The organism is Pseudomonas sp. 44 R 15 (assembly GCF_900004965.1).
Lineage (GTDB): Bacteria > Pseudomonadota > Gammaproteobacteria > Pseudomonadales > Pseudomonadaceae > Aquipseudomonas > Aquipseudomonas orientalis_A.
Genome location: NZ_CVTU01000099.1, coordinates 14,879 through 38,282, shown reverse-complemented (window position 1 = coordinate 38,282; position 23,404 = coordinate 14,879). Strand labels below are relative to the sequence as shown.

Annotated in this window: 23 protein-coding genes; 15 read left to right on the top strand and 8 right to left on the bottom strand. The window is 61.1% G+C overall.

The genetic code is table 11. From position 1 onward, the window contains the following. Positions 1–93: 93 nt before the first annotated feature. From BFP93_RS16370 to BFP93_RS16355, 4 genes are all read left to right on the top strand, one after another. Entirely contained in the window at positions 94–1,188 is a 1,095-nt protein-coding gene (locus tag BFP93_RS16370; protein WP_065893883.1) for a polyamine ABC transporter substrate-binding protein, read from the top strand. 62 nt (positions 1,189–1,250) lie between these two features. After that, the gene (locus tag BFP93_RS16365; protein WP_065893882.1) at positions 1,251–2,393 is read left to right on the top strand and encodes an ABC transporter ATP-binding protein; all 1,143 of its coding nucleotides are present in this window, start codon (positions 1,251–1,253) and stop codon (positions 2,391–2,393) included. Continuing rightward, positions 2,390–3,310: an ABC transporter permease subunit gene (locus tag BFP93_RS16360; protein WP_065887049.1), complete on the top strand. Its 921-nt coding sequence runs from the start codon at positions 2,390–2,392 to the stop codon at positions 3,308–3,310. Before BFP93_RS16365 ends, BFP93_RS16360 begins: the two co-directional genes overlap by 4 nt. Then, positions 3,307–4,191, top strand: coding sequence for an ABC transporter permease subunit (locus BFP93_RS16355; RefSeq protein WP_057723417.1), 885 nt, complete (start codon positions 3,307–3,309; stop codon positions 4,189–4,191). Before BFP93_RS16360 ends, BFP93_RS16355 begins: the two co-directional genes overlap by 4 nt. A 126-nt stretch (positions 4,192–4,317) precedes the next feature. On the opposite strand, the gene BFP93_RS16350 is transcribed toward BFP93_RS16355, so the two are convergent. After that, positions 4,318–4,959, bottom strand: coding sequence for an HD domain-containing protein (locus BFP93_RS16350; RefSeq protein ID WP_065893881.1), 642 nt, complete (start codon positions 4,957–4,959; stop codon positions 4,318–4,320). 271 nt (positions 4,960–5,230) lie between these two features. Between BFP93_RS16350 and BFP93_RS16345 the strand changes: the two genes are divergently transcribed. Further along, positions 5,231–6,241 carry a GlxA family transcriptional regulator gene (locus BFP93_RS16345; RefSeq protein WP_065893880.1) on the top strand — a complete coding sequence of 337 codons (1,011 nt, stop codon included), beginning with the start codon at positions 5,231–5,233 and terminating at the stop codon, positions 6,239–6,241. 108 nt (positions 6,242–6,349) lie between these two features. On the opposite strand, the gene BFP93_RS16340 is transcribed toward BFP93_RS16345, so the two are convergent. Then, positions 6,350–8,704, bottom strand: coding sequence for a penicillin acylase family protein (locus BFP93_RS16340; RefSeq protein ID WP_065893879.1), 2,355 nt, complete (start codon positions 8,702–8,704; stop codon positions 6,350–6,352). A 27-nt stretch (positions 8,705–8,731) separates the two neighbouring features. Continuing rightward, the gene (locus tag BFP93_RS16335) at positions 8,732–9,307 is read right to left on the bottom strand and encodes a DUF6436 domain-containing protein (RefSeq protein WP_065893878.1); all 576 of its coding nucleotides are present in this window, start codon (positions 9,305–9,307) and stop codon (positions 8,732–8,734) included. A gap of 99 nt (positions 9,308–9,406) precedes the next feature. Here BFP93_RS16335 and BFP93_RS16330 point away from each other — a divergent pair, with 99 nt between their 5' ends. After that, positions 9,407–10,342, top strand: a complete 936-nt coding sequence (locus tag BFP93_RS16330) for an alpha/beta hydrolase (RefSeq protein WP_065893989.1) — start codon at positions 9,407–9,409, stop codon at positions 10,340–10,342. A gap of 105 nt (positions 10,343–10,447) precedes the next feature. Here BFP93_RS16330 and BFP93_RS16325 read toward each other — a convergent pair whose 3' ends face one another. Further along, complete coding sequence (locus tag BFP93_RS16325) at positions 10,448–11,200, bottom strand: DUF2059 domain-containing protein (RefSeq protein ID WP_065893877.1); 753 nt, start codon at positions 11,198–11,200, stop codon at positions 10,448–10,450. A gap of 131 nt (positions 11,201–11,331) precedes the next feature. On the opposite strand from BFP93_RS16325, the gene BFP93_RS16320 reads away from it, so the two are divergent. Next, a complete protein-coding gene (locus BFP93_RS16320) occupies positions 11,332–11,964 on the top strand; it encodes a 2OG-Fe(II) oxygenase (RefSeq protein WP_065893876.1) in 633 nt (210 codons plus the stop codon). Between the two features lie 141 nt (positions 11,965–12,105). Here the strand turns inward: BFP93_RS16320 and BFP93_RS16315 are convergent, their stop codons facing one another. Continuing rightward, complete coding sequence (locus BFP93_RS16315; protein ID WP_065887057.1) at positions 12,106–12,585, bottom strand: transporter substrate-binding domain-containing protein; 480 nt, start codon at positions 12,583–12,585, stop codon at positions 12,106–12,108. A 134-nt stretch (positions 12,586–12,719) separates the two neighbouring features. Here BFP93_RS16315 and BFP93_RS16310 point away from each other — a divergent pair, with 134 nt between their 5' ends. Then, entirely contained in the window at positions 12,720–13,160 is a 441-nt protein-coding gene (locus tag BFP93_RS16310; RefSeq protein WP_065893875.1) for a DUF4399 domain-containing protein, read from the top strand. A gap of 255 nt (positions 13,161–13,415) precedes the next feature. On the opposite strand, the gene serA is transcribed toward BFP93_RS16310, so the two are convergent. Beyond that, positions 13,416–14,645, bottom strand: coding sequence for a phosphoglycerate dehydrogenase (gene serA / locus BFP93_RS16305; RefSeq protein WP_003176761.1), 1,230 nt, complete (start codon positions 14,643–14,645; stop codon positions 13,416–13,418). Between the two features lie 205 nt (positions 14,646–14,850). On the opposite strand from serA, the gene BFP93_RS16300 reads away from it, so the two are divergent. The 4 genes from BFP93_RS16300 to BFP93_RS16285 all read left to right on the top strand — a co-directional run bounded on the left by BFP93_RS16300 (position 14,851) and on the right by BFP93_RS16285 (position 19,118). Next, positions 14,851–16,245, top strand: coding sequence for an FAD-binding oxidoreductase (locus tag BFP93_RS16300; protein ID WP_065893874.1), 1,395 nt, complete (start codon positions 14,851–14,853; stop codon positions 16,243–16,245). Positions 16,246–16,267: 22 nt separating this feature from the next. Continuing rightward, positions 16,268–16,933: a fumarylacetoacetate hydrolase family protein gene (locus tag BFP93_RS16295; RefSeq protein WP_065887060.1), complete on the top strand. Its 666-nt coding sequence runs from the start codon at positions 16,268–16,270 to the stop codon at positions 16,931–16,933. Positions 16,934–17,162: 229 nt separating this feature from the next. Next, on the top strand, positions 17,163–18,089 hold the full coding sequence (locus BFP93_RS16290; RefSeq protein ID WP_065893873.1) for an SdiA-regulated domain-containing protein: 927 nt from the start codon (positions 17,163–17,165) through the stop codon (positions 18,087–18,089). A gap of 120 nt (positions 18,090–18,209) precedes the next feature. Then, the gene (locus BFP93_RS16285; RefSeq protein ID WP_065887062.1) at positions 18,210–19,118 is read left to right on the top strand and encodes an SdiA-regulated domain-containing protein; all 909 of its coding nucleotides are present in this window, start codon (positions 18,210–18,212) and stop codon (positions 19,116–19,118) included. 114 nt (positions 19,119–19,232) lie between these two features. Here the strand turns inward: BFP93_RS16285 and rpiA are convergent, their stop codons facing one another. Next, positions 19,233–19,904: a ribose-5-phosphate isomerase RpiA gene (gene rpiA / locus BFP93_RS16280; protein WP_065893872.1), complete on the bottom strand. Its 672-nt coding sequence runs from the start codon at positions 19,902–19,904 to the stop codon at positions 19,233–19,235. Positions 19,905–20,041: 137 nt separating this feature from the next. On the opposite strand from rpiA, the gene ilvA reads away from it, so the two are divergent. Continuing rightward, entirely contained in the window at positions 20,042–21,556 is a 1,515-nt protein-coding gene (gene ilvA, locus BFP93_RS16275) for a threonine ammonia-lyase, biosynthetic (protein WP_065893871.1), read from the top strand. Between the two features lie 40 nt (positions 21,557–21,596). Then, a complete protein-coding gene (locus BFP93_RS16270; protein WP_065893870.1) occupies positions 21,597–22,010 on the top strand; it encodes a DUF2269 family protein in 414 nt (137 codons plus the stop codon). A gap of 107 nt (positions 22,011–22,117) precedes the next feature. On the opposite strand, the gene BFP93_RS16265 is transcribed toward BFP93_RS16270, so the two are convergent. Further along, on the bottom strand, positions 22,118–22,774 hold the full coding sequence (locus tag BFP93_RS16265; protein WP_065893869.1) for a histidinol-phosphatase: 657 nt from the start codon (positions 22,772–22,774) through the stop codon (positions 22,118–22,120). A gap of 143 nt (positions 22,775–22,917) precedes the next feature. Between BFP93_RS16265 and BFP93_RS16260 the strand changes: the two genes are divergently transcribed. Beyond that, entirely contained in the window at positions 22,918–23,397 is a 480-nt protein-coding gene (locus BFP93_RS16260) for an RNA pyrophosphohydrolase (RefSeq protein WP_053128161.1), read from the top strand. The last annotated feature ends 7 nt before the right edge of the window (positions 23,398–23,404 follow it).

Here is a 23,404-nt window from a genome sequence, read left to right as displayed (position 1 = left end):
AAGTTTTTGCCGGATCGGTTTATCGAGGGTAAGTTGCGCGCCGGTTTGTTGCCGGGCAACAACTTGGGCCCAACTATTTAAGAGGACCTCCACTTGCCAATTTCTTTATTTCGCAAAGCCTTGCTGGTGGGTGCAGGTATCACGCTGGCTGTCAGCGTGCAGGCCGCACCGACTGTGCATGTTTATAACTGGTCGGACTACATCGGCCCCGACACCCTGGCCAATTTCGAAAAGGCCACCGGCATCAAGCCCGTGTATGACGTGTTCGATTCCAACGAAACCCTGGAAGGCAAGCTGCTCGCCGGGCGTACCGGCTACGACGTGGTGGTGCCGTCCAACCACTTCCTGGGCAAGCAGATCAAGGCCGGGGCGTTCCAGAAGCTCGACAAGTCATTGCTGAACCACTACGCCAACCTCGACCCGGCGTTGCTCAAGCGCCTTGAGAAAAACGATCCGGGCAATGCGTACGCCGTGCCGTACCTGTGGGGCACCAATGGCATCGGTTACAACGTCGATAAGGTGAAGGAGGTGCTGGGCGTCGACAAAATCGACTCCTGGGCCGTGCTGTTCGAGCCGGAAAACATGAAGAAGCTCGCCAGCTGCGGTGTTTCATTCATGGATTCGGCGGATGAAATGCTGCCCGCAGTCCTCAACTACATGGGCTTGGACCCGAACAGCACCAACCCGGCCGACTACAAGAAGGCCGAGGAGAAGTTGCTCAAAGTCCGCCCCTACGTGACCTACTTCCATTCCTCCAAATACATCTCGGACCTGGCCAACGGCAATATCTGCGTGGCCGCCGGGTTTTCCGGCGATGTGTTCCAGGCCAGGGCACGTGCCGCCGAGGCGGGCAAAGGCGTGAACATCGCCTACGCGATTCCCAAGGAAGGCGGCAACCTGTGGTTTGACGTGCTGGCGATCCCCAAGGACGCCACCAACGTCAAGGAAGCCCACGCGTTCATCAACTATTTGCTGCAACCTGAGGTGATCGCCCAGGTCAGTGATTACGTCGGTTACGCCAACCCCAACCCAGGGTCGGACTCACTGATGGAGCAATCGATACGCACCGACGCAGCGGTTTACCCACCGCAGGCGGTACTCGATCGGACATTCGTCAACGGCGAGCTGCCCCCGACCGTGCAGCGTTTAATGACCCGTAGCTGGACCAAGGTCAAGACGGGCAAGTAAGGCTCAAACTATCCAAGTTCGCTCACCTGGGGCGAACTGCAAATTTGTTGGGAGTTTCGTAAATGGCAGTTGCCTCCGGCGCCTATAAGAAAGCCCTCGAGGGCGACCAGACACCGAAGAAGGTGCTGGTCAAAATCGACCGGGTCACGAAGAAGTTCGACGAGACGATTGCCGTGGACGATGTGTCCCTGGAAATCAAGAAAGGCGAGATCTTCGCCTTGCTCGGCGGCTCGGGTTCGGGCAAGTCCACCCTGCTGCGCATGCTGGCAGGCTTCGAACGCCCGACTGAAGGTCGGATCTACCTCGATGGTGTGGACATCACCGACATGCCGCCCTATGAGCGGCCGATCAACATGATGTTCCAGTCCTACGCCTTGTTTCCGCACATGACCGTGGCGCAGAACATCGCCTTCGGCCTGCAACAGGACAAGATCCCCAAGGCCGAAGTGGATGCCCGCGTGGCCGAGATGCTCAAGCTGGTGCAGATGAGCCAGTACGCCAAGCGCAAGCCGCACCAGCTGTCCGGTGGCCAGCGCCAGCGTGTGGCATTGGCCCGCTCCCTGGCCAAGCGTCCGAAACTGCTGCTGCTCGATGAGCCGATGGGGGCGCTGGACAAGAAGCTGCGTTCGCAGATGCAACTGGAGCTGGTGGAGATCATCGAACGCGTCGGCGTGACCTGCGTGATGGTGACCCACGACCAGGAAGAGGCCATGACCATGGCCGAGCGTATCGCGATCATGCACCTGGGCTGGATCGCTCAGATCGGCAGCCCGATCGACATCTACGAGACGCCTACCAGCCGTCTGGTGTGCGAGTTCATCGGCAACGTCAATATCTTCGACACCCAGGTGGTGGATGACGCCGAGGGCCACGCGGTACTCAAGTGCCCGGACCTGGACCGCGACATTTACGTGGGCTATGGCATCGCCACCGCGGTGGAAGACAAGTCGGTGACCTACGCGATTCGCCCGGAAAAACTGCTGGTCACCACCCAAATGCCGACCTGCGAGCACAACTGGTCCAGCGGCAAGGTGCACGACATCGCCTACCTGGGCGGCCACTCGGTGTTCTACGTGGAACTGCCGAGCGGCAAGCTGGTGCAGTCCTTCGTCGCCAACGCCGAGCGCCGTGGCCAGCGGCCGACCTGGGGTGACCAGGTGTACGTATGGTGGGAAGACGACAGCGGCGTGGTACTGCGCTCATGAACATGAAGAAATTCAAGCGGCGCTTGGATCGCATAATCCCCAATGGCAAGCAGGTGGTCATCGGGATTCCCTTCCTCTGGCTGTTCCTGTTTTTCGCACTGCCGTTCTTCATCGTGTTGAAAATCAGCTTTGCCGAAGCCGATGTGGCGATCCCGCCCTACACCGAGATCTACACCTACGTTGAGCAGAAGCTGCAAGTGGTGCTGAACCTGGCCAACTACAGCTTGCTGGCGGGAGACGAGCTCTACATCGCCGCGTACCTGGGCTCGCTGAAGATGGCCTTTTTCAGCACGCTGCTGTGCCTGCTGATCGGCTACCCGATGGCCTACGCCATCGCCACCGCACGCAAGGAAATGCAAACCGTGCTGGTGTTGCTGATCATGATGCCGACCTGGACTGCGATCCTGATCCGCGTCTATGCGTGGATGGGCATCCTCAGCAACAACGGCTTGCTCAACGGCTTCCTGATGTCCATGGGGCTGATCAACGAACCGCTGCAGATCCTCAACACCAACATCGCGGTGTATATCGGCGTGGTCTATTCGTACCTGCCGTTCATGATCCTGCCGCTGTACGCCAACCTGGTCAAACACGACCAGAGCCTGCTGGAAGCGGCGTCGGACCTGGGCTCAAGCACCTTCAACAGCTTCTGGAAAATCACCGTGCCGCTGTCCAAGAACGGCATCATCGCCGGGTGCATGCTGGTGTTTATCCCGGTGGTGGGCGAGTTCGTGATTCCTGAACTGCTCGGCGGCCCGGAAACCCTGATGATCGGTAAAGTGCTGTGGCAGGAATTCTTCAACAACCGTGACTGGCCGGTGGCGTCCGCCCTGGCGGTGGTGATGCTGGCGATCCTGATCGTGCCGATCATCCTGTTCAACCGCAGCCAGGCCAAAGAGCTGGAGGGCAAGATATGAAGCGCTTTCGTTTCTCCAGCTTCATGCTGGTCGTGGGGTTGCTGTTCATTTACCTGCCGATGCTGATCCTGGTGATCTACTCGTTCAACGAGTCCAAGCTGGTGACGGTGTGGGGCGGCTGGTCGATCAAGTGGTACGTGGGCCTGCTGGACAACACCCAGTTGATGGGCTCGGTGGCGCGTTCCCTGGAAATTGCCTGCTACACGGCGGTGGCGGCCGTTGCGCTGGGCACGCTGGCGGCGTTCGTGCTGACGCGCATCAGCCAGTTCAAGGGCCGCACGCTGTTCGGCGGCCTGGTCACGGCGCCGCTGGTGATGCCGGAGGTGATTACCGGCCTGTCGCTGTTGCTGCTGTTCGTGGCCATGGCGCAGATGATCGGTTGGCCTCAGGAGCGTGGCATCGTCACTATCTGGATCGCCCACACGACATTCTGCGCGGCGTATGTGGCGGTGGTGGTGTCGGCGCGCCTGCGTGAGCTGGACCTGTCGATCGAAGAAGCGGCAATGGACCTGGGCGCACGTCCATGGAAGGTGTTCTTCCTGATCACCATCCCGATGATCGCGCCATCGCTGGCGGCGGGCGGCATGATGTCGTTCGCACTGTCCCTGGACGACCTGGTACTGGCCAGCTTCGTGTCGGGCCCGGGTTCGACCACCTTGCCGATGGAGGTGTTCTCGGCGGTGCGCCTTGGGGTCAAGCCCGAGATCAACGCGGTGGCGAGCCTGATCCTGTTGGCGGTGTCGCTGGTGACCTTCCTGGTGTGGTTCTTCAGCCGCCGTGCCGAAGAACACCGCAAGAAAGCCATCCAGCAAGCCATCGAAGAAGCCGCAGCGGATGGCTGGCAGCAGCCGGACAAGCGCCGCGCCCCGGCACCGGTCTAAAGCTGATGGGGGACAATGTGGGAGGGGGCTTGCCCCCGATGGCGGAGTGTCAGGCAAAGATTAGCTGACTGATTCACCGCTATCGGGGGCAAGCCCCCTCCCACATTTGATTGCATTTCAGGCTGGTTAAGCTGACCACGGCGACTGGCGAATCACCTCGACAAAGTTCATCGGCTTGAACCCCGGCTCCTGATCCATCAGCACATCGGTCTTCACGTTGCCAAACGTGGTCTGCGGACGATGGCGCAGGCCGTCGGCGAACGCGCAGATGATGCATTCCTTGAACCCCTCACCGCGTGGATGCGCATGCACCACCGCTTCGCGCTGCAGCGTGGAAAATGCGGCGTAGTCCATGCCCAGCACGTCCATCTCCACCCCGGCAGTCACCAGCGCCACGGTAGGGCGCAAATGCTGCGGTACGCCCGGCGTGGTGTGCAGGGCGATGGACAGCCACACCTGTTCGATATCGTCGTCGCTCAGCCCATACGGCTTGAGAAAGGCGGCGGCCGCGTTGGCGCCGTCCACTTCGAAACGTTCATGGTCGCTGCGGTGGCCCTCCACCAGGCCGAGGTCGTGGAACATCGCGCCGACGTACAGCAACTCCGGGTTGTAGGCCAGTTGCTTGCGCTCACCGCTCAAAGCGCCGAACAGGAACACCCGGCGCGAGTGGTGGTAGAGCAGGTCTGACTCAATGTCGCGAATGTATTCGGTGGTGGCCCTGGCCAGGGCGCTGTCGGGGATTTTGATACCGGCGATGGTGGTGCTCATGGTGGCTCTCCTCTGGAAAGCTCCAGTCTGGTCGTGCACCCGCGCAAGGGCTATTGCGGCGAGGGAGTGATCCCGGCCAATTTGGCTATACATCGTGCCATGCTCAAATCAGCTAGGGTTGTGCCTGCGAAGATCCAAATGTGGGAGGGGGCTTGCTCCCGATAGCGGTGGGTCAGTACCAGATGCAGTGACTGATATTCTGCAATCGGGAGCAAGCCCCCTCCCACAGGGGATTTGTGTTTATCCAGTTAGAAAAAAGGCGTGTCTGACCATGAGCAAAACCGTCGCCATCCTGATCTTCCCCGGTGTCCAGTCGCTGGATGTGACCGGGCCGATGGATGTGTTCTGCGAGGCCAACCGCTTCCTGGCGCCCGAAGCGCATTACCGCCTGGAGGTCATTGGCCTCGGCCACGGCACTATGGCGTGCTCGAACGGTTTGTCCTTGCAGGCGCACAAGCACTACAGCGAAGCCCTGCAAGCCTACGACCTGCTGCTGGTCGCCGGTGGTCCGCAGTTGCCCTTTGAAGATTTCGGCCCCCGCTTTGATGACTGGCTGCGCGGCGCCGCTGCCAGGGCACAGCGCTTCGGCTCGATCTGCAACGGCGCCTTCATGCTGGCCCGCGCCGGCCTGCTGGACGGTAAAACCGTCACCACCCATTGGGGTGACGCCGCCGACCTGGCCCGGTTGTGCCCCTCGGCACAGGTCGAGGCCGATCGTTTGTATGTGCAGGACGGCAACCTCTACACCTCGGCCGGGGTCACGGCGGGGATCGACCTGTCGCTGTACCTGCTGGCCCAGGACCACGGCCCGGAAGTCGCATTGAGCGTGGCCAAGCGCCTGGTCGTGTTTACCCAGCATTCGGGCGGCCAGTCGCAGTTCAGTCCGTTCCTCACGCCCCATGCCGAAGCCACCTCGGCGGTGGCGCTGGTGCAGTTGTACGTGCTGGCGAACCTGACCGGGGATTTGAGCATTGCCGACCTGGCCGGGGCGGCCAATATGAGCGCGCGCAATTTCTCCCGGGTGTTCGCCCGTGAAGCGCGGATCACGCCGGCGGAATTTGTCGAGAGGGCACGCGTGGACGCGGCGCGGGTGATGCTTGAAAGCACTCATGCGCCGCTGAAGACCGTGGCCTATCAATGCGGGTTTCGCGATGCCCAGCACATGCGCAGTGTGTTCAACCGTCGGCTGGGCGTGACGCCGCAGCAGTTCAGGCTCAACTTTGCCGTACATGTGGGAGGGGGCTTGCCCCCGATGGCGGAGTGTCAGGCAAAGATTAGCTGACTGATCCACTGCTATCGGGGGCAAGCCCCCTCCCACATTTGATTGCATTTCAGGCTGGTTAAGGTGACCACCTCACCCCCTCCCATATTTTGACCCAGTGATACTCGGTTATCTGGCAGGCAACAGTTTCAAAGTGCCGCGGGTATTCGCCGTGATTTCTTCTTCACTGAAATGCGCCTGCTCGTACCCGCCTTCGATATAGGTTTGTGCCTGGTCGCTGTAGTGTGCATCAAACGGCACGCCGCTTTGTCCCACCGGGTTGATGGTCAGGGCATGGGCCGCGTCGGCGAAATCGATCAGGCGGCGGGTCGAAGGGCCGTAGGTCACCGGCCAGGGTGCCGGGCCGATCATGGCGGTCTGGTTGTTCGGCACTTCGTGGCTGCCCGGTGCCGCGAAGGGGCCGACGTTGAAGAGTTTGTCCAATGGCTTTTGCATGCCCAGTGGGTGGCCATGGGTCAGGGTGTGCGCTTTGCCCCACTGCCACTGGGACGGGTCATCGCCGAAGGTGGCTTTCAGATGCGCCAGGCTGTTGTCCCAGGCTCGCTTGACGGTGTCGGCCCGCGTGCCATTCCACCAGGGCGAATCCGCGGTGGCGGCCAGGCGGGGTAGGGCGGCGTCGATCACGCGGGTGCCGAGCAGCGTCTTGAACAGGGCGTCGCCCAGTTTCGGGTGGAAGGTCGCATCGGCCAGGTTGAACAGCAACTGGTTGAACAGGGTGGCACTGGTGGACTCCAGTGGGTAGTCGCCTGTCCAGCTTGCCAGTTGTTCCACCAGCTTCAACTGCGCCGGGTCTGTGACCACCTCGCGCAACACCGGCAACAGCGGCGCCAGCAGTCGCGGGCCAAAGGCGGTGGTGGTGCCCAGTTGCAGGGCCTGGCTATTGTTCACATCCCATTTCACGCGGTTGTCGCTCAACTGCGCAGTCAACTGCTGGCCACGGTCGGCGAGGTTGTAATAGCCGGGGATTTCCATGCCGCTGGGCGATGCCGGCTGGGCATTGGCGGAGACCACATAGCCGCGCGCCGGGTTTTCCTCCTGGGGGTTGGCGCTGAACGGGTAGAAGCCCAATTTATCGGCCTGGGCGGTACTGCCGTCGAGGATGAACCCCGGGTTGACGCCGGCCGGGCGTATCGGCAACTGCGCCGCCGCCCACCAGCCGATATCGCCTTTGGCATTGGCCCACACGATATTCAGGCCCGGCGCCGATACCTTGGCCGCCGCTGCGCGTGCCTTGGCCAGGGTGTCGGCGCGGTTGAGCTGGTAGAAGCCTTCGAGGATCGGGTTCTCGGTGTCGAGGAACGCCCACCACATGGCAATCGGCGTGGCGCCGGCCTGTTCACCGAGCACGTCATTGACGATCGGGCCGTGGGGCGAGCGGCGCAGGACGAGCGTGACCGGGGCCTGGCCCTTGACCTGGATTTGCTGTTCGCTGCTGCTCATGTCCACCCACTGGCCGTGGTACCAGACCTGGTTGGGGTTGGCCGGGTTGACCTTCTCGGCGATCAGGTCGAGGTCGTCGTTCTGGAACATGGTCAGGCTCCAGCCGAAATCCAGGTTGTGGCCCAGGAATGCCACCGGCACCAGCGCGTTGTGATAGCCGTACAACTCAAAGCCGGGCGCCGACAACTGCGCCTCGTACCACACCGACGGCACCGAAAAGCGAATATGCGGATCGCCGGCCAGTAACGGTTTGCCGCTTTTGGTACGGTTGCCGCTGATGGCCCAGGCGTTGCTGCCTTCCAGTTGCGGCAAGCCGTTGTCGGCCAGGGCCTGCTCGCTCAGGCGGGCGAGGGCGCCGAGGGTGTTCCAATCGGCCGCCGCCAGGTTGAGTGCGCCTTTGGGTTGCCAGTCCAGGTCGAACACCTTGAGGTAGTCGCTGCCCAACTGGTCGCGCACGTAAGTCAGCACCGGTTCGGTACGAAAGGCTGCGGCGAAGCTGTAGGCCATATACCCGGCGACACTGATGGAGTCCTCGGCGGTGAAGGACCGCTTGGGAATGCCCAGTACGTCGAACTCCATCGGGCTGGCGTGGCTGGCCTGGTATTGATTGATCCCGTCCAGATAGGCTTGCAGGGCCTTCCAGGCGTCCGAGTCAGGGTTCATGTGCTCGACGTAGCTCAGGGCACGCTCGCGAATGCGCAGGCTGCGAAACAGCTTGTCGGTCTCCAGCAGCTTGGGACCCAGCACTTCGGCCAGTTCGCCACGGGCCAGGCGGCGCATGATTTCCATCTGGAACAACCGGTCCTGGGCATGCACATAGCCCAGCGCGCGGTACAGGTCGGCTTCGTTCTCGGCACGGATATGCGGCACGCCACGGTCGTCGTAGCGCACGGTGACCGAGCCTTGCAGGTGCGCCAGCGTGACCGTGCCCTGGCGGCCGGGTTGCTTGCTGTAGACATACCCGCCGGCGCCAAGGGCAACCAGCACAACCAGCACCACGAGAGCCAGCAAGACACGCTTCATCGACTTTCCTTACCCAGAATGGACAGACTACGGTTGCTCAGGCCACGAACAATAGCAGCCCACCGCCAGGGTGTGCGTGGCGTTGATTTCGCGCCCGGCTTGCAGGGCCTTGAGGATCGGCTCGATAAAGCTGTTGCCGGCATTGCAGGTCAACCCTTCACTGTACGGGCCGAAATACGCGAGCTTGCCCGTACGGTCCCAAATGCCCACGGCCGGGCTGGCCGGTACCTGGTCGGCGCCGGGCAGGGCCTCGAGGGTTTTCATCCGGCGCAGATTGTCCGGCAGGGCGCCGTGGCTGCCGGCTTTTTGCAGGGCATAGAACTCGACGCCTTGCGGCGCGTAGTGCTCGATCAGCTCACCCAGGTGTTGCTGGTTACCGACATTGCACGGGCAGGCCGGGTCCCAGAAGTGCACCAGGCGAATCGGGCCAGGGCCGCTGAGTGCGGCGGGCAGTTGCAGCGCATCCCCGGAAAACACCGCCGTATGCTCGCTGAAGGCGCGCAGGTAACGGCCCTGGAACCAGTCATACGCGGCCCACAGCACGCCGGCGCAGATAATCAGCACCAGGCTGGTGAACAAGGCAGTGCGGTAGGGCTGTCGCATTCAGAGGTATCCTCGCGGGTCGCGTAGCTTGCCATGCTTGTCCTGACAGATGAATATCGCAGCTCGATATTCATCTTCACCGTCAGTCTGGAAGCCTTTATGCCCGTCACCTTTGACCCTGATCATCTGCGCGAAAGCTTGCAGCCCCTGATGCATGCGCAGCCGCTGTCAGCCGAGGCGCGGGTGTACCAGCGGTTCTACGGGTTGGACCTGCCGGCCCGCAAGGCCGTGAGCCGCCTGGGGCGTATGGAGGTGGCCGGGTTCGAGGTGGTTGCGCAGGTGTGGTGGCCTTCGGCGCCGGTGGCAACGATGTTCATGTTCCACGGCTTCTACGACCACATGGGGCTGTATCGCCATGCCGTGGACTGGGCGCTGGAGCAGGGCTTTGTGGTGATCGCCTGCGACCTGCCAGGCCATGGCTTGTCCAGCGGCATACGGGCCAGCATCGATGATTTTGCGGTGTACCAGCACGTGGTGCAGGCCTTGTTCGCCGAAGCCGCGGCGTTGCAACTGCCGCAACCCTGGCACCTGTTCGGGCAAAGCACCGGTGGCGCAATCGTGATTGACCACCTGCTCAACCACGGCGACGAAAGCCCGGCCCAGGGCAAGACGTTTCTACTCTCGCCCCTGGTACGTCCGCGAGCCTGGGGTTGGTCGCAGCTCAGCTATTACCTGCTGCGCCCGTTCGTCAAAGGCATCGCGCGACGTTTCAGCGATAACTCCAACGACCCGGCATTCAGGCCTTTTCTCGAAGCCGACCCGTTGCAGCCGCGCCAACTGCCCACCGCCTGGGTGGGCGCGCTGGCGTGCTGGATCAAACGCATCGAAGCCGCACCCCGCAGCGTTCGGCGGCCAGTGATCGTGCAGGGCGAGGAGGATATGACGGTGGATTGGCAGCACAACTTGCAGGTGCTGCGCAGTAAATTCGATCGGCCCGAGGTGTTGATGCTCAAGCGCGGCCGGCATCATTTGGCCAATGAGATCCCCGAGATTCGCGAGGAGTATTTCCGATACTTGACGAACCACCTGACCTGACACAATCCAAATGTGGGAGGGGGCTTGCCCCCGATGGCGGTGCGTCAGTCAACTTATGTGTAGCTGATCCACTGCCATCGGGAGCAAGCCCCCTCCCACATTTTATTACTGCGCCAGGCTTGAGGTGCTCTGGCCGACAGCCAGTCCCGCACGGATGGCCGCCAGCGCCGCCTGGTAATACGCCTTCCCCTCCGGCGATTCGGCAAACGTCGCGAACTCTTCCAGCTCCGGGTCGGACAAGTCCCGATAGACGTACAGCAGCGTGTTATTCAGATCCTTGTCGATCTGCTGCATCAAGCGCTCCCGCTGCCCATTCAACATGCCCTGGGCCTGACCGCCGCCCAGCAGGCCGGGGATCATCTGGCTCAGGCTGTCCGCCGCCACGCCGGCAATCGCCAGGCTGACTTCGGCGCCGGCTTCACGCGCGGGCAGGGCCTGGGCCAAGTGGCCGATGATCAGACTGCGGGTGGCGTCGGCCTGGATTTTCGGCAGGCCCTGAGCGTTTTTCGCCAATTGGTCGCGACGCGTGGCGAGCAGCTCGGCGGCGACAATCTTGCGGCCCAGGGGCGATTGGAAAAACGCGAGGGCCGGTTTCGGGTCCGCCAGGTGCTTGCGCAATTGCGCTTCGGCACGCTGGTCCATGGCCTGGGCCGCGAAACGTTTGCTGCTGTTGTCCACCAGCGCCTGGTACACCGCCGGCGGCAGGCTGTTGCGGTAGCGCTGCTGTGCGGCAGTGAGGGCGTCGTTGAAGTGCGCGCGTTGTTCGGCCCAGCCGGCGACTTTGTACAACTGGTCATGGCCGTCTGCCCAGGCGGGTAAAACGCAGAACATCAGCAAGGAAAAAAACAAACGACGCATAAGGACTCCTGTCAGTCGGCCACTATTGTCCGTGTCGGGCGTAGGATTTGTCGAGAAGTCCTATCAGTCACCTGACTAAAGTGTATTCGGGCGCTCGACGGCGCTGTCGGATTCACAGGCGTATGGATACTATGCGCGCCATGCAAACACCCCTCGATCACCCGCTGCTGCAACGCATTGTCGACGACCTGGCCGAAAAAGGCTGGTCGCAGCAGAACGCCTTCCTGCCCCAGGCTCTGACCCTGGAGCTGGCGGCCGAGTGCCGTAAACGTGCGGCCGAAGGTGAACTGGCCCCGGCGGCCGTGGGGCGCGGGCCGGCCCAGGAAATTCGCGAGGGGATTCGCGGCGATCATATCCAATGGCTGGAAGAGGGCGACGCCGCCGTCTGCGATACCTACATGGCCGTGATGGACAGCCTGCGCCTGGCGATGAACCGTGGCCTGTTCCTCGGCCTGGAAGACTTCGAAAGCCACTTCGCGATGTACCCGCCCGGGGCGTTCTACCTCAAGCACCTGGACCGTTTTCGCGACGATGACCGGCGCATGGTCTCGGCGGTGATCTATTTGAATGACGCCTGGCTGCCCGAGCACGGCGGTCAGTTGCGCATGTACCTCAAGGGCGGCATCGAACATGACGTGGTGCCCGCCGGCGGCAGCCTGGTGGTGTTCCTGTCGGGCGAGGTGCCCCACGAAGTCCTGCCCGCCACGCGCGAACGCCTGTCCCTGACCGGCTGGTTTCGTAGGCGCGGCAACGAGCCGTTCTGAGCAGGCAAAAGGCTCCGATCCATCCCTCAAGTCTTGCCTGGAACACAATGTGGGAGGGGGCTTGCACCCGATAGCATTCTGTCAGTCAGCACATTTGATACTGATACACCGCCATCGGGGGCAAGCCCCCTCTCACATGGGTTATCGCGTATTCCCGTCGAGCCACTTCTCTTCCAGCGCCTTTAACCGACCATCGTCCTTCACCCGTTTCAACGCCCCGTCCAGGCTGCTCTTGAACGCAGGGTTGCCCTTCTGAAACGGAATCGCCAGTTCAGGTTTGTCGTTATACGCGGCGCTGAAATCGAAACGATCCTTCAGCTCGGCAGTCATAGCGATATGGTTGATTGCCACGTCGTATTTGCCGGTCGCCACGCCGTTCAGCAGGTCGGCATCATCGGTGGTGATAAACGAGGAGCGAACGTCCATTTCCTTGGCCAGTTGCTCGCCCAGCTCCACTTCAAAGCCGGTGAGTTTGTCGCCTTCCTTGAAATTGAAGGGCGGGGTATTGGCTTCGAGGGCGATGCGCAGTTCACCGCGATCGTTGACGTCGTCGATCAGCTCGGCGTGAGCCCAGGGGCTCAGAAGGGGAAGCAACAGTAACAGGCCAGGCGAGAAGCGCATGGTCACTCCTAAGGAATTCGGATGTACGAGGCGCTGTTCAGCATCGTTTTGCTATGGTGTTGAGTGCCTTGGACAGCAATTTGCCGCGAAGTTGTCATAACCCTACAGATTTCACAGAAAAACTGGAGAAGCGAATGAAAGCCCTTTTGTCCCGTGCAACCCTGGCCAGCCTGTTGCTGGGTGCTTCGATGTTGGCGATCGCCGCTGACGGTATCCCGCGTAGCGCTCCACCTGAAGGTGCCAAGGTGTTTATCGTTTCGCCGAAAGACGGCGCCACCGTCGATAAAACCTTTACCGTGAAATTCGGCATGGAAGGCCTGAAACTGGCCCCGGCCACCGACCAGACGCCCGGCACCGGCCATCACCACCTTCTGATCGACCAGAAAGAACTGCCGGATGCAAAACTGCCGATCCCGGCCACCGACACCGTGATCCATTACGGCAAGGCCCAGACCGAGACCGAATTGACCCTGACCCCCGGCAAGCACACCTTGCAACTGGTGGCCGGCGACAAGCTGCACATGCAGTTCAACCCGACGGTTGCCTCGAAAGTCATCACGGTTAACGTCAAGTAAGCGTTGTCCAGGCGAAAAAAAGGGAGACCCCGGCGGGGTCTCCCATTTTTTTGTGCAGACTGATCGTTCCCTCGCTCCGCGTGGGAATGCATCCCGTGACGCTCCGCGTCGCCATCTCGCACGTGCCTGGTTATTCACTGAGAGCAGGACGCAGAGCGTCCCGAGCGGCATTCCCACGCAGAGCGTGGGAACGATCAAAAGGCGAAAAAAAGGGAGACCCGCCGGGTCTCCCTTTTTTGTGCAGCGTTTAAAGCGTTAGAACAACACGCGGCTACGAATCGTGCCGTTGATGTGCTGCAGCTTCTCTTGCGCCAGGTCCGAGTACTCGGCGTCGACGTCGATTACCACGTAGCCGACCTTCTCGTTGGTCTGCAGGAACTGACCGGAGATGTTGATGCCGTTTTCCGCGAAGACCTTGTTGATCTCCATCATCACACCCGGAATGTTCTGGTGGATGTGCAGCAGACGGTGCTTGCCAGGGTGAGCCGGCAGGGCCACTTCCGGGAAGTTGACCGACGATACCGAGGTACCGTTGTCGCTGTACTTGACCAGCTTTTCCGAGACTTCCAGGCCGATGTTGGCCTGGGCTTCAGCGGTGGAGCCGCCGATGTGCGGGGTCAGGATCACGTTGTCCAGGCCGCGCAGCGGGCTTTCGAAGATGTCGTCGTTGGAGCGTGGCTCCACCGGGAACACGTCGATGGCGGCGCCGATCAGGTGCTTGTCCTTGATCGCGTCGGCCAGGGCGTCCAGCTCGACCACCGTGCCGCGTGCGGCGTTGATCAGGATCCCGCCTTTCTTGATCGCACGGATTTCCTTCTCGCCGATCATCCACTGGGTCTCGGCGGTTTCCGGAACGTGCAGGGTGACGATGTCGGACATGCCCAGCAGCTCGGTCAGGCTCGACACTTGCGTGGCGTTGCCCAGCGGCAGCTTGGTCAGGGTGTCGTAGAAGAACACCTGCATCCCTAAGCCTTCAGCCAGTACCGACAGCTGTGTGCCGATCGAACCGTAACCGACGATCCCCAGCTTCTTGCCGCGAATTTCGAAGGAATTGGCCGCGCTCTTGATCCAGCCGCCACGGTGGCAGGAAGCGTTCTTCTCGGGGATACCGCGCAGCAGCAGGATGGCCTCGGCCAGCACCAACTCCGCAACGGAACGGGTGTTGGAGTAGGGTGCGTTGAACACCGCGATACCGCGCTCGCGCGCCGCGTTGAGGTCGACCTGGTTGGTGCCGATGCAGAAACAGCCGACGGCCACGAGTTTCTTGGCGTGGTCGAAAATCTCTTCGGTCAGCTGAGTGCGGGAGCGAATGCCGATAAAGTGCGCGTCGGCGATCTTTTCCTTGAGCTGGGCTTCCGGCAGAGAACTGGTGATGTACTCAATGCTGGTGTACCCGGCGGCTTTCAGAACGTCGACAGCCGATGGGTGGACGCCTTCCAGAAGAAGGAACTTGATCTTGCTCTTATCGAGAGAAGTCTTGCTCATCTGCGTAAACCTGTATCCCGGAGAAAAATGGCAGGGAATCGAGCAGCGCAAGCTGACCCGGACGGCAGGAAAGCCGTCACCGCAGAAACGCCCTTGGGCTCTGTCCTGCGGGGGCGGTATGCTAGCATACGCGCCCCGCTAAACACCTATTCCTGCGACGTGAAGCGTTCTCAGGATGACCATGAATTGTTCGAGAGTTCTGTCGATGACCCATCCTGCCCTGATTGATGAGCTGAAGACCCTGGTTGAGCCCGGCAAAGTGCTGACCGACGCCGACTCCCTGGAGGCTTACGGCAAGGATTGGACCAAGCACTTCGCGCCCGCGCCATGCGCCATCGTGTTCCCCAAGACCACCGAGCAGGTGCAGGCCATCGTCCGTTGGGCCAATACCCACAAGGTGGCGCTGGTGCCGTCCGGTGGGCGCACCGGCCTGTCGGCGGCGGCTGTTGCGGCCAATGGCGAGGTGGTGGTGTCGTTCGACTACATGAACCAGATCCTCGACGTGAACCTCACCGACCGCACCGCCAAGTGCCAGCCGGGCGTGGTCACCAAGCAGTTGCAGAACGTCGCTGAAGAACACGGCCTGTACTACCCGGTGGATTTCGCATCGTCCGGTTCCAGCCAGATTGGCGGCAATATCGGCACCAATGCCGGCGGGATCAAGGTGATTCGCTACGGCATGACCCGCAACTGGGTGGCCGGGATGAAAGTGGTCACCGGCAAGGGCGATGTGCTGGAACTGAACCGCGACCTGATCAAGAACGCCACCGGCTACGACATGCGCCAGCTGTTCATCGGCGCCGAAGGCACCCTGGGCTTTGTGGTGGAAGCCACCATGCGCCTGGACCGTGCGCCGAAAAACCTCACGGCCATGGTGCTTGGCACCACCGACTTCGACTCGATCATGCCGGTGCTGCACGCCTTCCAGGGCAAGCTCGACCTGACCGCGTTCGAATTCTTTTCCGACAAGGCCCTGGCCAAGGTCCTCGGCCGTGGCGATGTGCCGGCGCCGTTCGAAACCGAATGCCCGTTCTACGCACTGCTGGAATTCGAAGCCACCACCGAAGAAGTCGCCAATCACGCCCTGGAAACCTTTGAGCACTGTGTCGAGCAGGGCTGGGTGCTGGACGGCGTGATGAGCCAGAGCGAAACCCAGCTGCATAACCTGTGGAAACTGCGCGAGTACATCTCCGAGACGATTTCCCACTGGACGCCGTACAAGAACGATATTTCGGTCACCGTTTCCAAGGTGCCGGCGTTCCTCGGCGAAATTGACGCAATCGTCGGCGAACACTACCCGGATTTCGAAATCGTCTGGTTCGGTCACATTGGCGACGGTAACCTGCACCTGAACATCCTCAAGCCGGAAAACCTGAGCAAGGACGAGTTCTTCGCCAAGTGCGCCACCGTGAACAAGTGGGTGTTCGAGACCGTCGCCAAGTACAACGGCTCGATCTCCGCCGAACACGGCGTGGGCATGACCAAGCGCGATTACCTGACCTACAGCCGTTCGCCGGTTGAAATCGAATACATGAAAGCAGTGAAAGCCGTGTTCGACCCCAACGGGATCATGAACCCTGGCAAGATCTTCGCTGTTTAACCGCCCCTGAAGGAGTCGTTTCATGAGCTACCAGCACAAGTACGTCGACGGCACCAACATCCACTTCCCCATGGGTAAAGTGGTGTGCATCGGGCGTAACTACGCCGAGCACGCCAAGGAACTGGACAACCCGGTACCCACCGAGCCGCTGCTGTTCATCAAGCCGGGCAGTTGCGTGGTGCCGCTCGAAGGCGGTTTCGCCATTCCAACCGAGCGCGGTTCAGTGCATTACGAAGCGGAGATCGCGGTGCTGATCGGCAAGCCGTTGTCGAACAAGCCAAGCCGCGAAGAAGTGCTGGACGCCATCTCCGGCTTCGCCCCGGCCCTGGACCTGACCCTGCGCGACAAACAGGCGGAGCTCAAGGCCAAGGGCCTGCCATGGGAGATCGCCAAGTCGTTCGACGGCGCAGCGGTGATCGCGCCTTTCGTGGTGAGCAGCACGTTCGCCGACGTGACCGATATCGGCATTCGCCTGACCATCAATGGCGAAGTGCGTCAGAACGGCAACAGTGCGCAGATGCTCAACCCGATTGTGCCGATGATCCAGCACATGGCCGGCTGCTTCTCGCTGCAGGCCGGTGACGTGATCCTGACCGGCACACCGGCGGGCGTCGGACCGCTGAATGTCGGTGACAAGCTGGTGCTGGAGTTGTCGGGCGTGAACCGCTTCGAAAGCGTGGTGCGCTGATTTTTCATGACGAAATGCGGTAAAAATGTGGGAGGGGGCTTGCCCCCGATTGCAGTGTGTCAGCCAGCAAACCTGTGGCTGACACTCCGCTATCGGGGGCAAGCCCCCTTCCACATTTGATTGTGTACATCTGCCAAAACCGGTGTTTTTGCATTTTTTTCACACGTCACCCGGATAATCCCGATCCTGTGCTATCCCCTACCGCTGACTTTCCGGAAAAAAGCGCCCCATGGCCGTGCCTCTGCCCACCTCCAAACCTACGCTTCGCTCGCGCCTGACCATGCGCTGGTATTCCTGGGTGTTCCTGGCCGGTGCGATCCTGTATGGCATCGCCTGGGCCATGCACTGGGACGATCGGGGTGTGCTGTGGGTGCTGGAGGGTTTTGAAAGCCCGGCCGAACGCCGGGAAAGTGTGTGGCTGCCTGACTATCGCGTGGTCATCGACGCCAAGCTGCTGCCCGGTATGGAGAAGGATGAGGCTTCGGACCTGTCTTACAACCCCCAGACAAAAACCCTGTTTTCCGTGATGGGCAAGAACCCGTTCCTGGTGGAGCTGAGCCTGCAAGGCGATGTGCTGCGCAAGATGCCGCTCAATGGCTGGAACAACCCGGAAGGCGTAACGGTGATGGAAAACGGCCTGATGGCCGTGGTCGATGAGCGCCAGCACAGCCTGACCCTGATCAAGATCGACGCCGGCACCACGGCGTTGAACAAGGCCGATTTCCCCAGTTATGACCTCGGCCCGTCCAAGGACCAGAACAAAGCCTTCGAAGCCATTACCTGGGACAAGCGCAACCAGCAGCTGGTGCTGGGCGAAGAGCGCCCACCGGCGCTGTTCACCTGGAAAAGCGATGGCAGCCAGACCCTGGTAGGCGACAAGCAAAAACTGGCCAGCACCGAGCTTGATATGCGCAACCTGTCGGCGCTGGCCGTCGACCCGCGTACCGGGCATCTGCTGGTGCTGTCGGCCGACTCCCACCTGTTGCTGGAGCTGGACGAGAAGGGTGAGCAAGTCAGCTTCATGACCTTGCTGGGCGGTTTCAACGGCCTGAAGGACACCATCCCGCGTGCCGAAGGTGTGACCATGGACGAGAGCGGTACGCTGTATATCGTCAGTGAGCCGAATCTGTTTTATCGTTTTGAGAAACAGAAATAACTTACGTTTACGTCAGGCATTTCTCAAATAGCGGCATTCGACAGGCATCCCGGTGCGTTTAAGTTTAAATTCAGGCGACCTTGATATCTATTCGCCAGTTTATTCACTGAGCCCGCCCCGATGCGTCGACTTGCCCGCCCCAAACCCGCTTTAGTCATCCTGATTCTGATTGCCCTGGTTGCCGCCGGGGTCGTTGCGCAGCAGTTTCGTCTGTTCGAACGTGCCTGGTTCAACTGGCGGGTGTGGCATCAGCCCGCCGATGAACGCAGCATAGGCCTGGCCGATTACCGCGTGTCCCTGGAGGGCCAGGTGATCGAGGGGCTCGACGACGATGTGTCGGCCCTCACCTACGACCCCGTGCGCAAAAGCCTGTTTACCGTCACCAATAAAAACGCCGAGTTGGTCGAGCTGTCCCTGCAGGGCAAGATCCTGCGGCGGATTCCCCTGGTGGGTTTTGGCGATGCCGAGGCGGTGGAGTTCATCAGCGACAACATCTATGTGATCAGCGACGAGCGCCAGCAGCGGCTGATCAAGGTGCATGTGGATGACGACACCCAGTTTCTCGATGCGGCCGATGCGGAGCAGATGACCCTGGGCGTGCACATTGGCAGCAACAAGGGCTTTGAGGGCCTGGCCTATGACTCGGTGGGCAAGCGCCTGTTTGTCGCCAAGGAACGCGACCCGATGGTGATTTACGAAGTCCACGGTTTTCCCCATTTCAAAGCGGAAAAAACCTACTCGGTACACGTGATCAACAACCCCAAGCGCGATGCCGGGCTGTTTGTGCGCGACCTGTCGAGCCTGCAATACGATGAGCGCAGCGGCCATTTGCTGGCGCTGTCGGATGAGTCATTCCTGGTGCTGGAGCTGGACATCGACGGTCGCCCGCTGAGCAGTCTGTCGCTGCTCAACGGGCGCCACGGCCTGAAAAAGCGTGTGCCCCAGGCCGAAGGCATCGCCATGGACGACGAGGGCACGCTGTATCTGGTCAGTGAGCCGAACCTGTTCTACGTGTTCAAAAAGCCCTGATCAGAACATCCACTGCACGCTGTGTTACATAAATCCAGCGTGGAGCACATACCAAATGGGAGAGGGGGCTTGCCCCTCCCACATTGGAACTGCCACATTGGAGTTGTGGTGTCTTTAGGCTTTGAGGGTTTTTACGCCTTCCGGGGTGCCCAGCAGCAGCACATCCGCCGGACGTGCGGCGAACAGGCCGTTGGTGACCACGCCAACGATGGCGTTGATCTGCGTCTCCAGCTCCACCGGGTGGGTGATCTGCATGTTGAACACATCGAGGATAATGTTGCCGTTATCGGTCAGCACGCCTTCGCGGTACACCGGGTCGCCGCCCAGTTTCACCAGCTCGCGGGCCACGTGGCTGCGGGCCATCGGGATGACTTCCACCGGCAGCGGGAAAGCACCGAGTACCGGCACCAGCTTGCTGGCGTCGGCGATGCAAATGAAGGTCTTGGCCACGGCCGCGACGATTTTCTCGCGGGTCAGGGCTGCGCCGCCGCCCTTGATCAGGTTCAGGTGTTCATCGCTTTCGTCCGCGCCGTCGATGTAGAACTCCAGGTCGCTCACGGTGTTGAGCTCGTACACCGGAATGCCATGGCCTTTAAGGCGTGCGGCGGTCGCTTCGGAGCTGGCCACGGCGCCATCGAACGCGCCTTTGTGCTGGGCCAGCGCATCGATAAAGCAGTTGGCAGTGGAGCCGGTGCCGACACCGACGACGCTCTTGTCGTCGAGTTTGGGAAGGATTAAATCGACGGCGGCCTGGGCCACTGCCTGTTTGAGTTGATCCTGGGTCATGCGGGCTCCGGAGCGGGCGGGGAGTTATCGAGGGCGGCGAGTATACCCCAACAAACCTTGGGATTCGTGTGGTCTCCCGGCCAAAAGCCGGGTTAGACTCCGTGGTCCTGCCCAACCCCCGAAGTAGATGCCTGCCGATGCTTGAACACTACGTCAAAAAGATCCTCACCTCGCGCGTTTACGACGTTGCCGTAGAAACACCCTTGCAGACTGCCCGCCAGCTTTCCGAGCGGCTGGGCAATCAGATTTGGCTCAAGCGCGAAGACTTGCAGCCGGTGTTCTCGTTCAAGATTCGCGGCGCCTACAACAAACTGACCCAGCTCAGTGCCGAAGAACGCGCACGCGGCGTGGTCACCGCCTCGGCGGGCAACCATGCCCAGGGCCTGGCCCTGGCGGCCAAGGTGCTGGGGGTCAAGGCGACCATCGTGATGCCCAAGACCACGCCGGAAATCAAGGTCGAAGGCGTGCGCTCCCGTGGCGGCAAAGTGGTACTGCACGGCGATTCCTTCCCGGAGGCGCTGGCCTATTCGCTCAAGCTGGTCGATGAAAAAGGCTACGTCTACATTCACCCCTACGATGATCCGCACACCATTGCCGGGCAGGGCACGGTGGCGATGGAAATCCTGCGCCAGCACCCCGGGCCGCTGGATGCGATCTTCGTACCGGTGGGCGGCGGCGGGCTGATCGCCGGTATCGCGGCGTACGTGAAATACCTGCGTCCGGAGATCAGGATCATCGGCGTCGAGCCGGACGACTCCAACTGCCTGCAAGCGGCGATGGCCGCCGGTGAGCGTGTGGTGTTGCCGACCGTGGGCATCTTCGCCGATGGCGTGGCGGTGGCGCAGATCGGCCAGCACACCTTCGACATCTGCAAAGACTATGTGGATGAAGTGATCACCGTCAGCACCGATGAAATCTGTGCAGCGATCAAGGACATCTACGACGACACCCGCTCCATCACCGAGCCGGCCGGTGCGTTGGGCGTCGCCGGGATCAAGAAGTACGTCGAGACCCGCGGCGTCAGCGGCAAGACCTTTGTCGCCATCGATTCGGGCGCCAACGTCAACTTCGACCGCCTGCGCCATGTAGCCGAACGTGCCGAGCTGGGTGAAGGCCGCGAAGCCATCATCGCCGTGACCATTCCCGAGAAGCCGGGCAGCTTCAAGGCGTTCTGCGAGGCGGTGGGCAAGCGCCAGATTACCGAATTCAACTACCGCTATCACACCGGCAGCGAGGCCCACATCTTCGTCGGCGTGCAGACCCACCCGGAAAACGATCCGCGCAGTGCGTTGATCGCAAGCCTCACGGACCAGGGTTTCCCGGTGCTGGACCTGACCGAAAACGAATTGGCCAAGCTGCATATCCGCCATATGGTGGGTGGTCACGCCGCCAAGGTCAGCGACGAGCTGGTGTTTCGTTTTGAGTTCCCCGAACGGCCGGGGGCGTTGTTCAACTTTCTTAACAAACTGGGCGGGCGCTGGAATATCTCGATGTTCCACTATCGCAACCACGGCGCGGCCGATGGCCGTGTGGTTGCCGGCCTGCAAGTGCCGGCGGACGAGCGCCACCTGGTGCCGGCGGCCCTGGCGGAAATCGGCTACCCGTACTGGGATGAAAGCGAAAACCCGGCCTACCAGTTGTTCCTCGGTTGAGCGACTAAGCTGACTGAGCGGCCTTCAAGGAATCGAGACTATGGAAACGCTGACCACCCTCAAGGTTATCCACATCGCCGCCACCGTATTGCTGCTGCTCAGCGGCCTCGGCCTGGCGGTACTGGCCTGGCGCAAGCGCAGCGCCGGGCCGGCGGTGACTGTGCAACGGCCGTGGGCATTTGTGTGGCTGCTGATGGGCATTTGCCTGCTCAGCATGCCGTTCACCGGTTGGTGGCTGGTGCACCTGACTGGCTGGCCGCTGGGGCAAACCTGGATTCTGGGCTCCAGCATTCTCTATACCGTGGCGGCGCTGGCATGGTTCTGGCTGGTGGCGCGGCTTAATCGCTTGCGTAGAGGCGAGGGTGGCAGCCTGAATTTCACTGTGGTGCTGGCGATGGTGAGCCTGGTGGGGTTTGTGGCGATTGCCGGGCTCATGGGGGCCAAGCCCGTGTAGGAGCGAGCTTGCTCGCGAAGAACGTCAACGATGACGCGGGTATCCTGGATGCACGCGGCGCTCTCAGGTTTTTCGCGAGCAAGCTCGCTCCTACAGGGTTGGGGGGGTCAACTGCGCAGCGTAATCACCGGCCAGCCGCGCCGTTCAGCCTCAGCACGAAGATTGGGGTCCGGGTCCACCGCCACCGGGTGTGTCACCTGCTCCAGCAACGGCAAATCATTCATCGAGTCGCTATAGAAGTAGCTGTCCTCCAGGCTATACCCGGTCTCCTCCAGCCAACGGTTCAAACGCGTCACCTTGCCTTCGCGAAAGCACGGCACATCGGTGCTGCGTCCGGTGTAGCGGCCATTTTCCATCTCGCATTCGGTGGCAATCAGGGTTTCAACGCCCAGGCGTGCGGCAATCGGCGCGGTGACGAAACGGTTGGTGGCGGTGATGATCACCAGCTTGTCGCCGGCGGCGCGGTGTTTGGCCAGCAGTTCCAGCGCCTTGGGCAAGATGATCGGCTCGATGCAGTCGCGCATATAGTCGTTGTGCCATTCGTCCAGCTGAGCCATTTCGGTGCGGCCGAGGATTTCCAGGCAGAAGTTCAGGTAAGCGGCGTTGTCCAGCGTGCCGGCCAGGTAGTCCTGATAAAACTCGTCGTTGCGGGCCTTGTAGGCCACCGCATCGAGAATCCCGCGTTCACACAGGTAATCGCCCCAGGCGTGGTCGCTGTCACCGCCGATCAGGGTGTTGTCCAAGTCGAATAAAGCCAGGCGCATTGCAGTTACTCGCTGAAAAGTCTGTAAAAAGGCGTCCAGAATACGGTCTTTTCACAAGAGTGCACATAAGGTAAGAAGCCTCGTTGCCGCTGGAGGAAGCTTTGTGGAACAATGCGGTGATATGCGTTTGCGAGGTTGTTGCCGTGATCGACCCCGATGGTTTCCGTCCTAATGTCGGGATTATTCTCACGAATGATGCCGGACAGGTGCTATGGGCTCGCCGAATCAACCAAGATGCCTGGCAGTTTCCTCAAGGTGGGATCAACCCCGATGAAACCCCTGAAGACGCCTTGTACCGTGAGTTGAACGAAGAAGTCGGCCTTGAGCGCGAAGATGTGCAAATTCTGGCCTGTACCCGTGGCTGGTTGCGCTATCGTTTGCCGCAACGCCTGGTGCGTACCCACAGCCAACCGCTGTGTATCGGCCAGAAGCAGAAGTGGTTTCTCCTGCGCCTGATCTCCAATGAGCAGCGGGTGCGGATGGATTTGACCGGTAAACCGGAGTTCGATGGCTGGCGCTGGGTCAGTTATTGGTACCCGCTGGGCCAGGTGGTGACATTCAAGCGCGAGGTTTATCGTCGCGCTCTCAAAGAGCTTGCCCCGCGCCTTTTATCGCGCGACTGACGACGGA

Coding starts and splice junctions, on each gene's coding strand:
- BFP93_RS16335 (WP_065893878.1), bottom strand. CDS start 9,307: ATGCGACAGCCCTACCGCACTGCCTTGTTCACCAGCCTGGTGCTGATT.
- BFP93_RS16315 (WP_065887057.1), bottom strand. CDS start 12,585: ATGCGCTTCTCGCCTGGCCTGTTACTGTTGCTTCCCCTTCTGAGCCCC.
- BFP93_RS16295 (WP_065887060.1), top strand. CDS start 16,268: ATGAGCTACCAGCACAAGTACGTCGACGGCACCAACATCCACTTCCCC.
- serA (WP_003176761.1), bottom strand. CDS start 14,645: ATGAGCAAGACTTCTCTCGATAAGAGCAAGATCAAGTTCCTTCTTCTG.
- BFP93_RS16290 (WP_065893873.1), top strand. CDS start 17,163: ATGGCCGTGCCTCTGCCCACCTCCAAACCTACGCTTCGCTCGCGCCTG.
- rpiA (WP_065893872.1), bottom strand. CDS start 19,904: ATGACCCAGGATCAACTCAAACAGGCAGTGGCCCAGGCCGCCGTCGAT.
- BFP93_RS16355 (WP_057723417.1), top strand. CDS start 3,307: ATGAAGCGCTTTCGTTTCTCCAGCTTCATGCTGGTCGTGGGGTTGCTG.
- BFP93_RS16350 (WP_065893881.1), bottom strand. CDS start 4,959: ATGAGCACCACCATCGCCGGTATCAAAATCCCCGACAGCGCCCTGGCC.
- BFP93_RS16320 (WP_065893876.1), top strand. CDS start 11,332: ATGCGCGCCATGCAAACACCCCTCGATCACCCGCTGCTGCAACGCATT.
- BFP93_RS16330 (WP_065893989.1), top strand. CDS start 9,407: ATGCCCGTCACCTTTGACCCTGATCATCTGCGCGAAAGCTTGCAGCCC.
- BFP93_RS16365 (WP_065893882.1), top strand. CDS start 1,251: ATGGCAGTTGCCTCCGGCGCCTATAAGAAAGCCCTCGAGGGCGACCAG.
- BFP93_RS16360 (WP_065887049.1), top strand. CDS start 2,390: ATGAACATGAAGAAATTCAAGCGGCGCTTGGATCGCATAATCCCCAAT.
- BFP93_RS16270 (WP_065893870.1), top strand. CDS start 21,597: ATGGAAACGCTGACCACCCTCAAGGTTATCCACATCGCCGCCACCGTA.
- BFP93_RS16345 (WP_065893880.1), top strand. CDS start 5,231: ATGAGCAAAACCGTCGCCATCCTGATCTTCCCCGGTGTCCAGTCGCTG.
- BFP93_RS16300 (WP_065893874.1), top strand. CDS start 14,851: ATGACCCATCCTGCCCTGATTGATGAGCTGAAGACCCTGGTTGAGCCC.
- BFP93_RS16265 (WP_065893869.1), bottom strand. CDS start 22,774: ATGCGCCTGGCTTTATTCGACTTGGACAACACCCTGATCGGCGGTGAC.
- ilvA (WP_065893871.1), top strand. CDS start 20,042: ATGCTTGAACACTACGTCAAAAAGATCCTCACCTCGCGCGTTTACGAC.
- BFP93_RS16285 (WP_065887062.1), top strand. CDS start 18,210: ATGCGTCGACTTGCCCGCCCCAAACCCGCTTTAGTCATCCTGATTCTG.
- BFP93_RS16325 (WP_065893877.1), bottom strand. CDS start 11,200: ATGCGTCGTTTGTTTTTTTCCTTGCTGATGTTCTGCGTTTTACCCGCC.
- BFP93_RS16340 (WP_065893879.1), bottom strand. CDS start 8,704: ATGAAGCGTGTCTTGCTGGCTCTCGTGGTGCTGGTTGTGCTGGTTGCC.
- BFP93_RS16310 (WP_065893875.1), top strand. CDS start 12,720: ATGAAAGCCCTTTTGTCCCGTGCAACCCTGGCCAGCCTGTTGCTGGGT.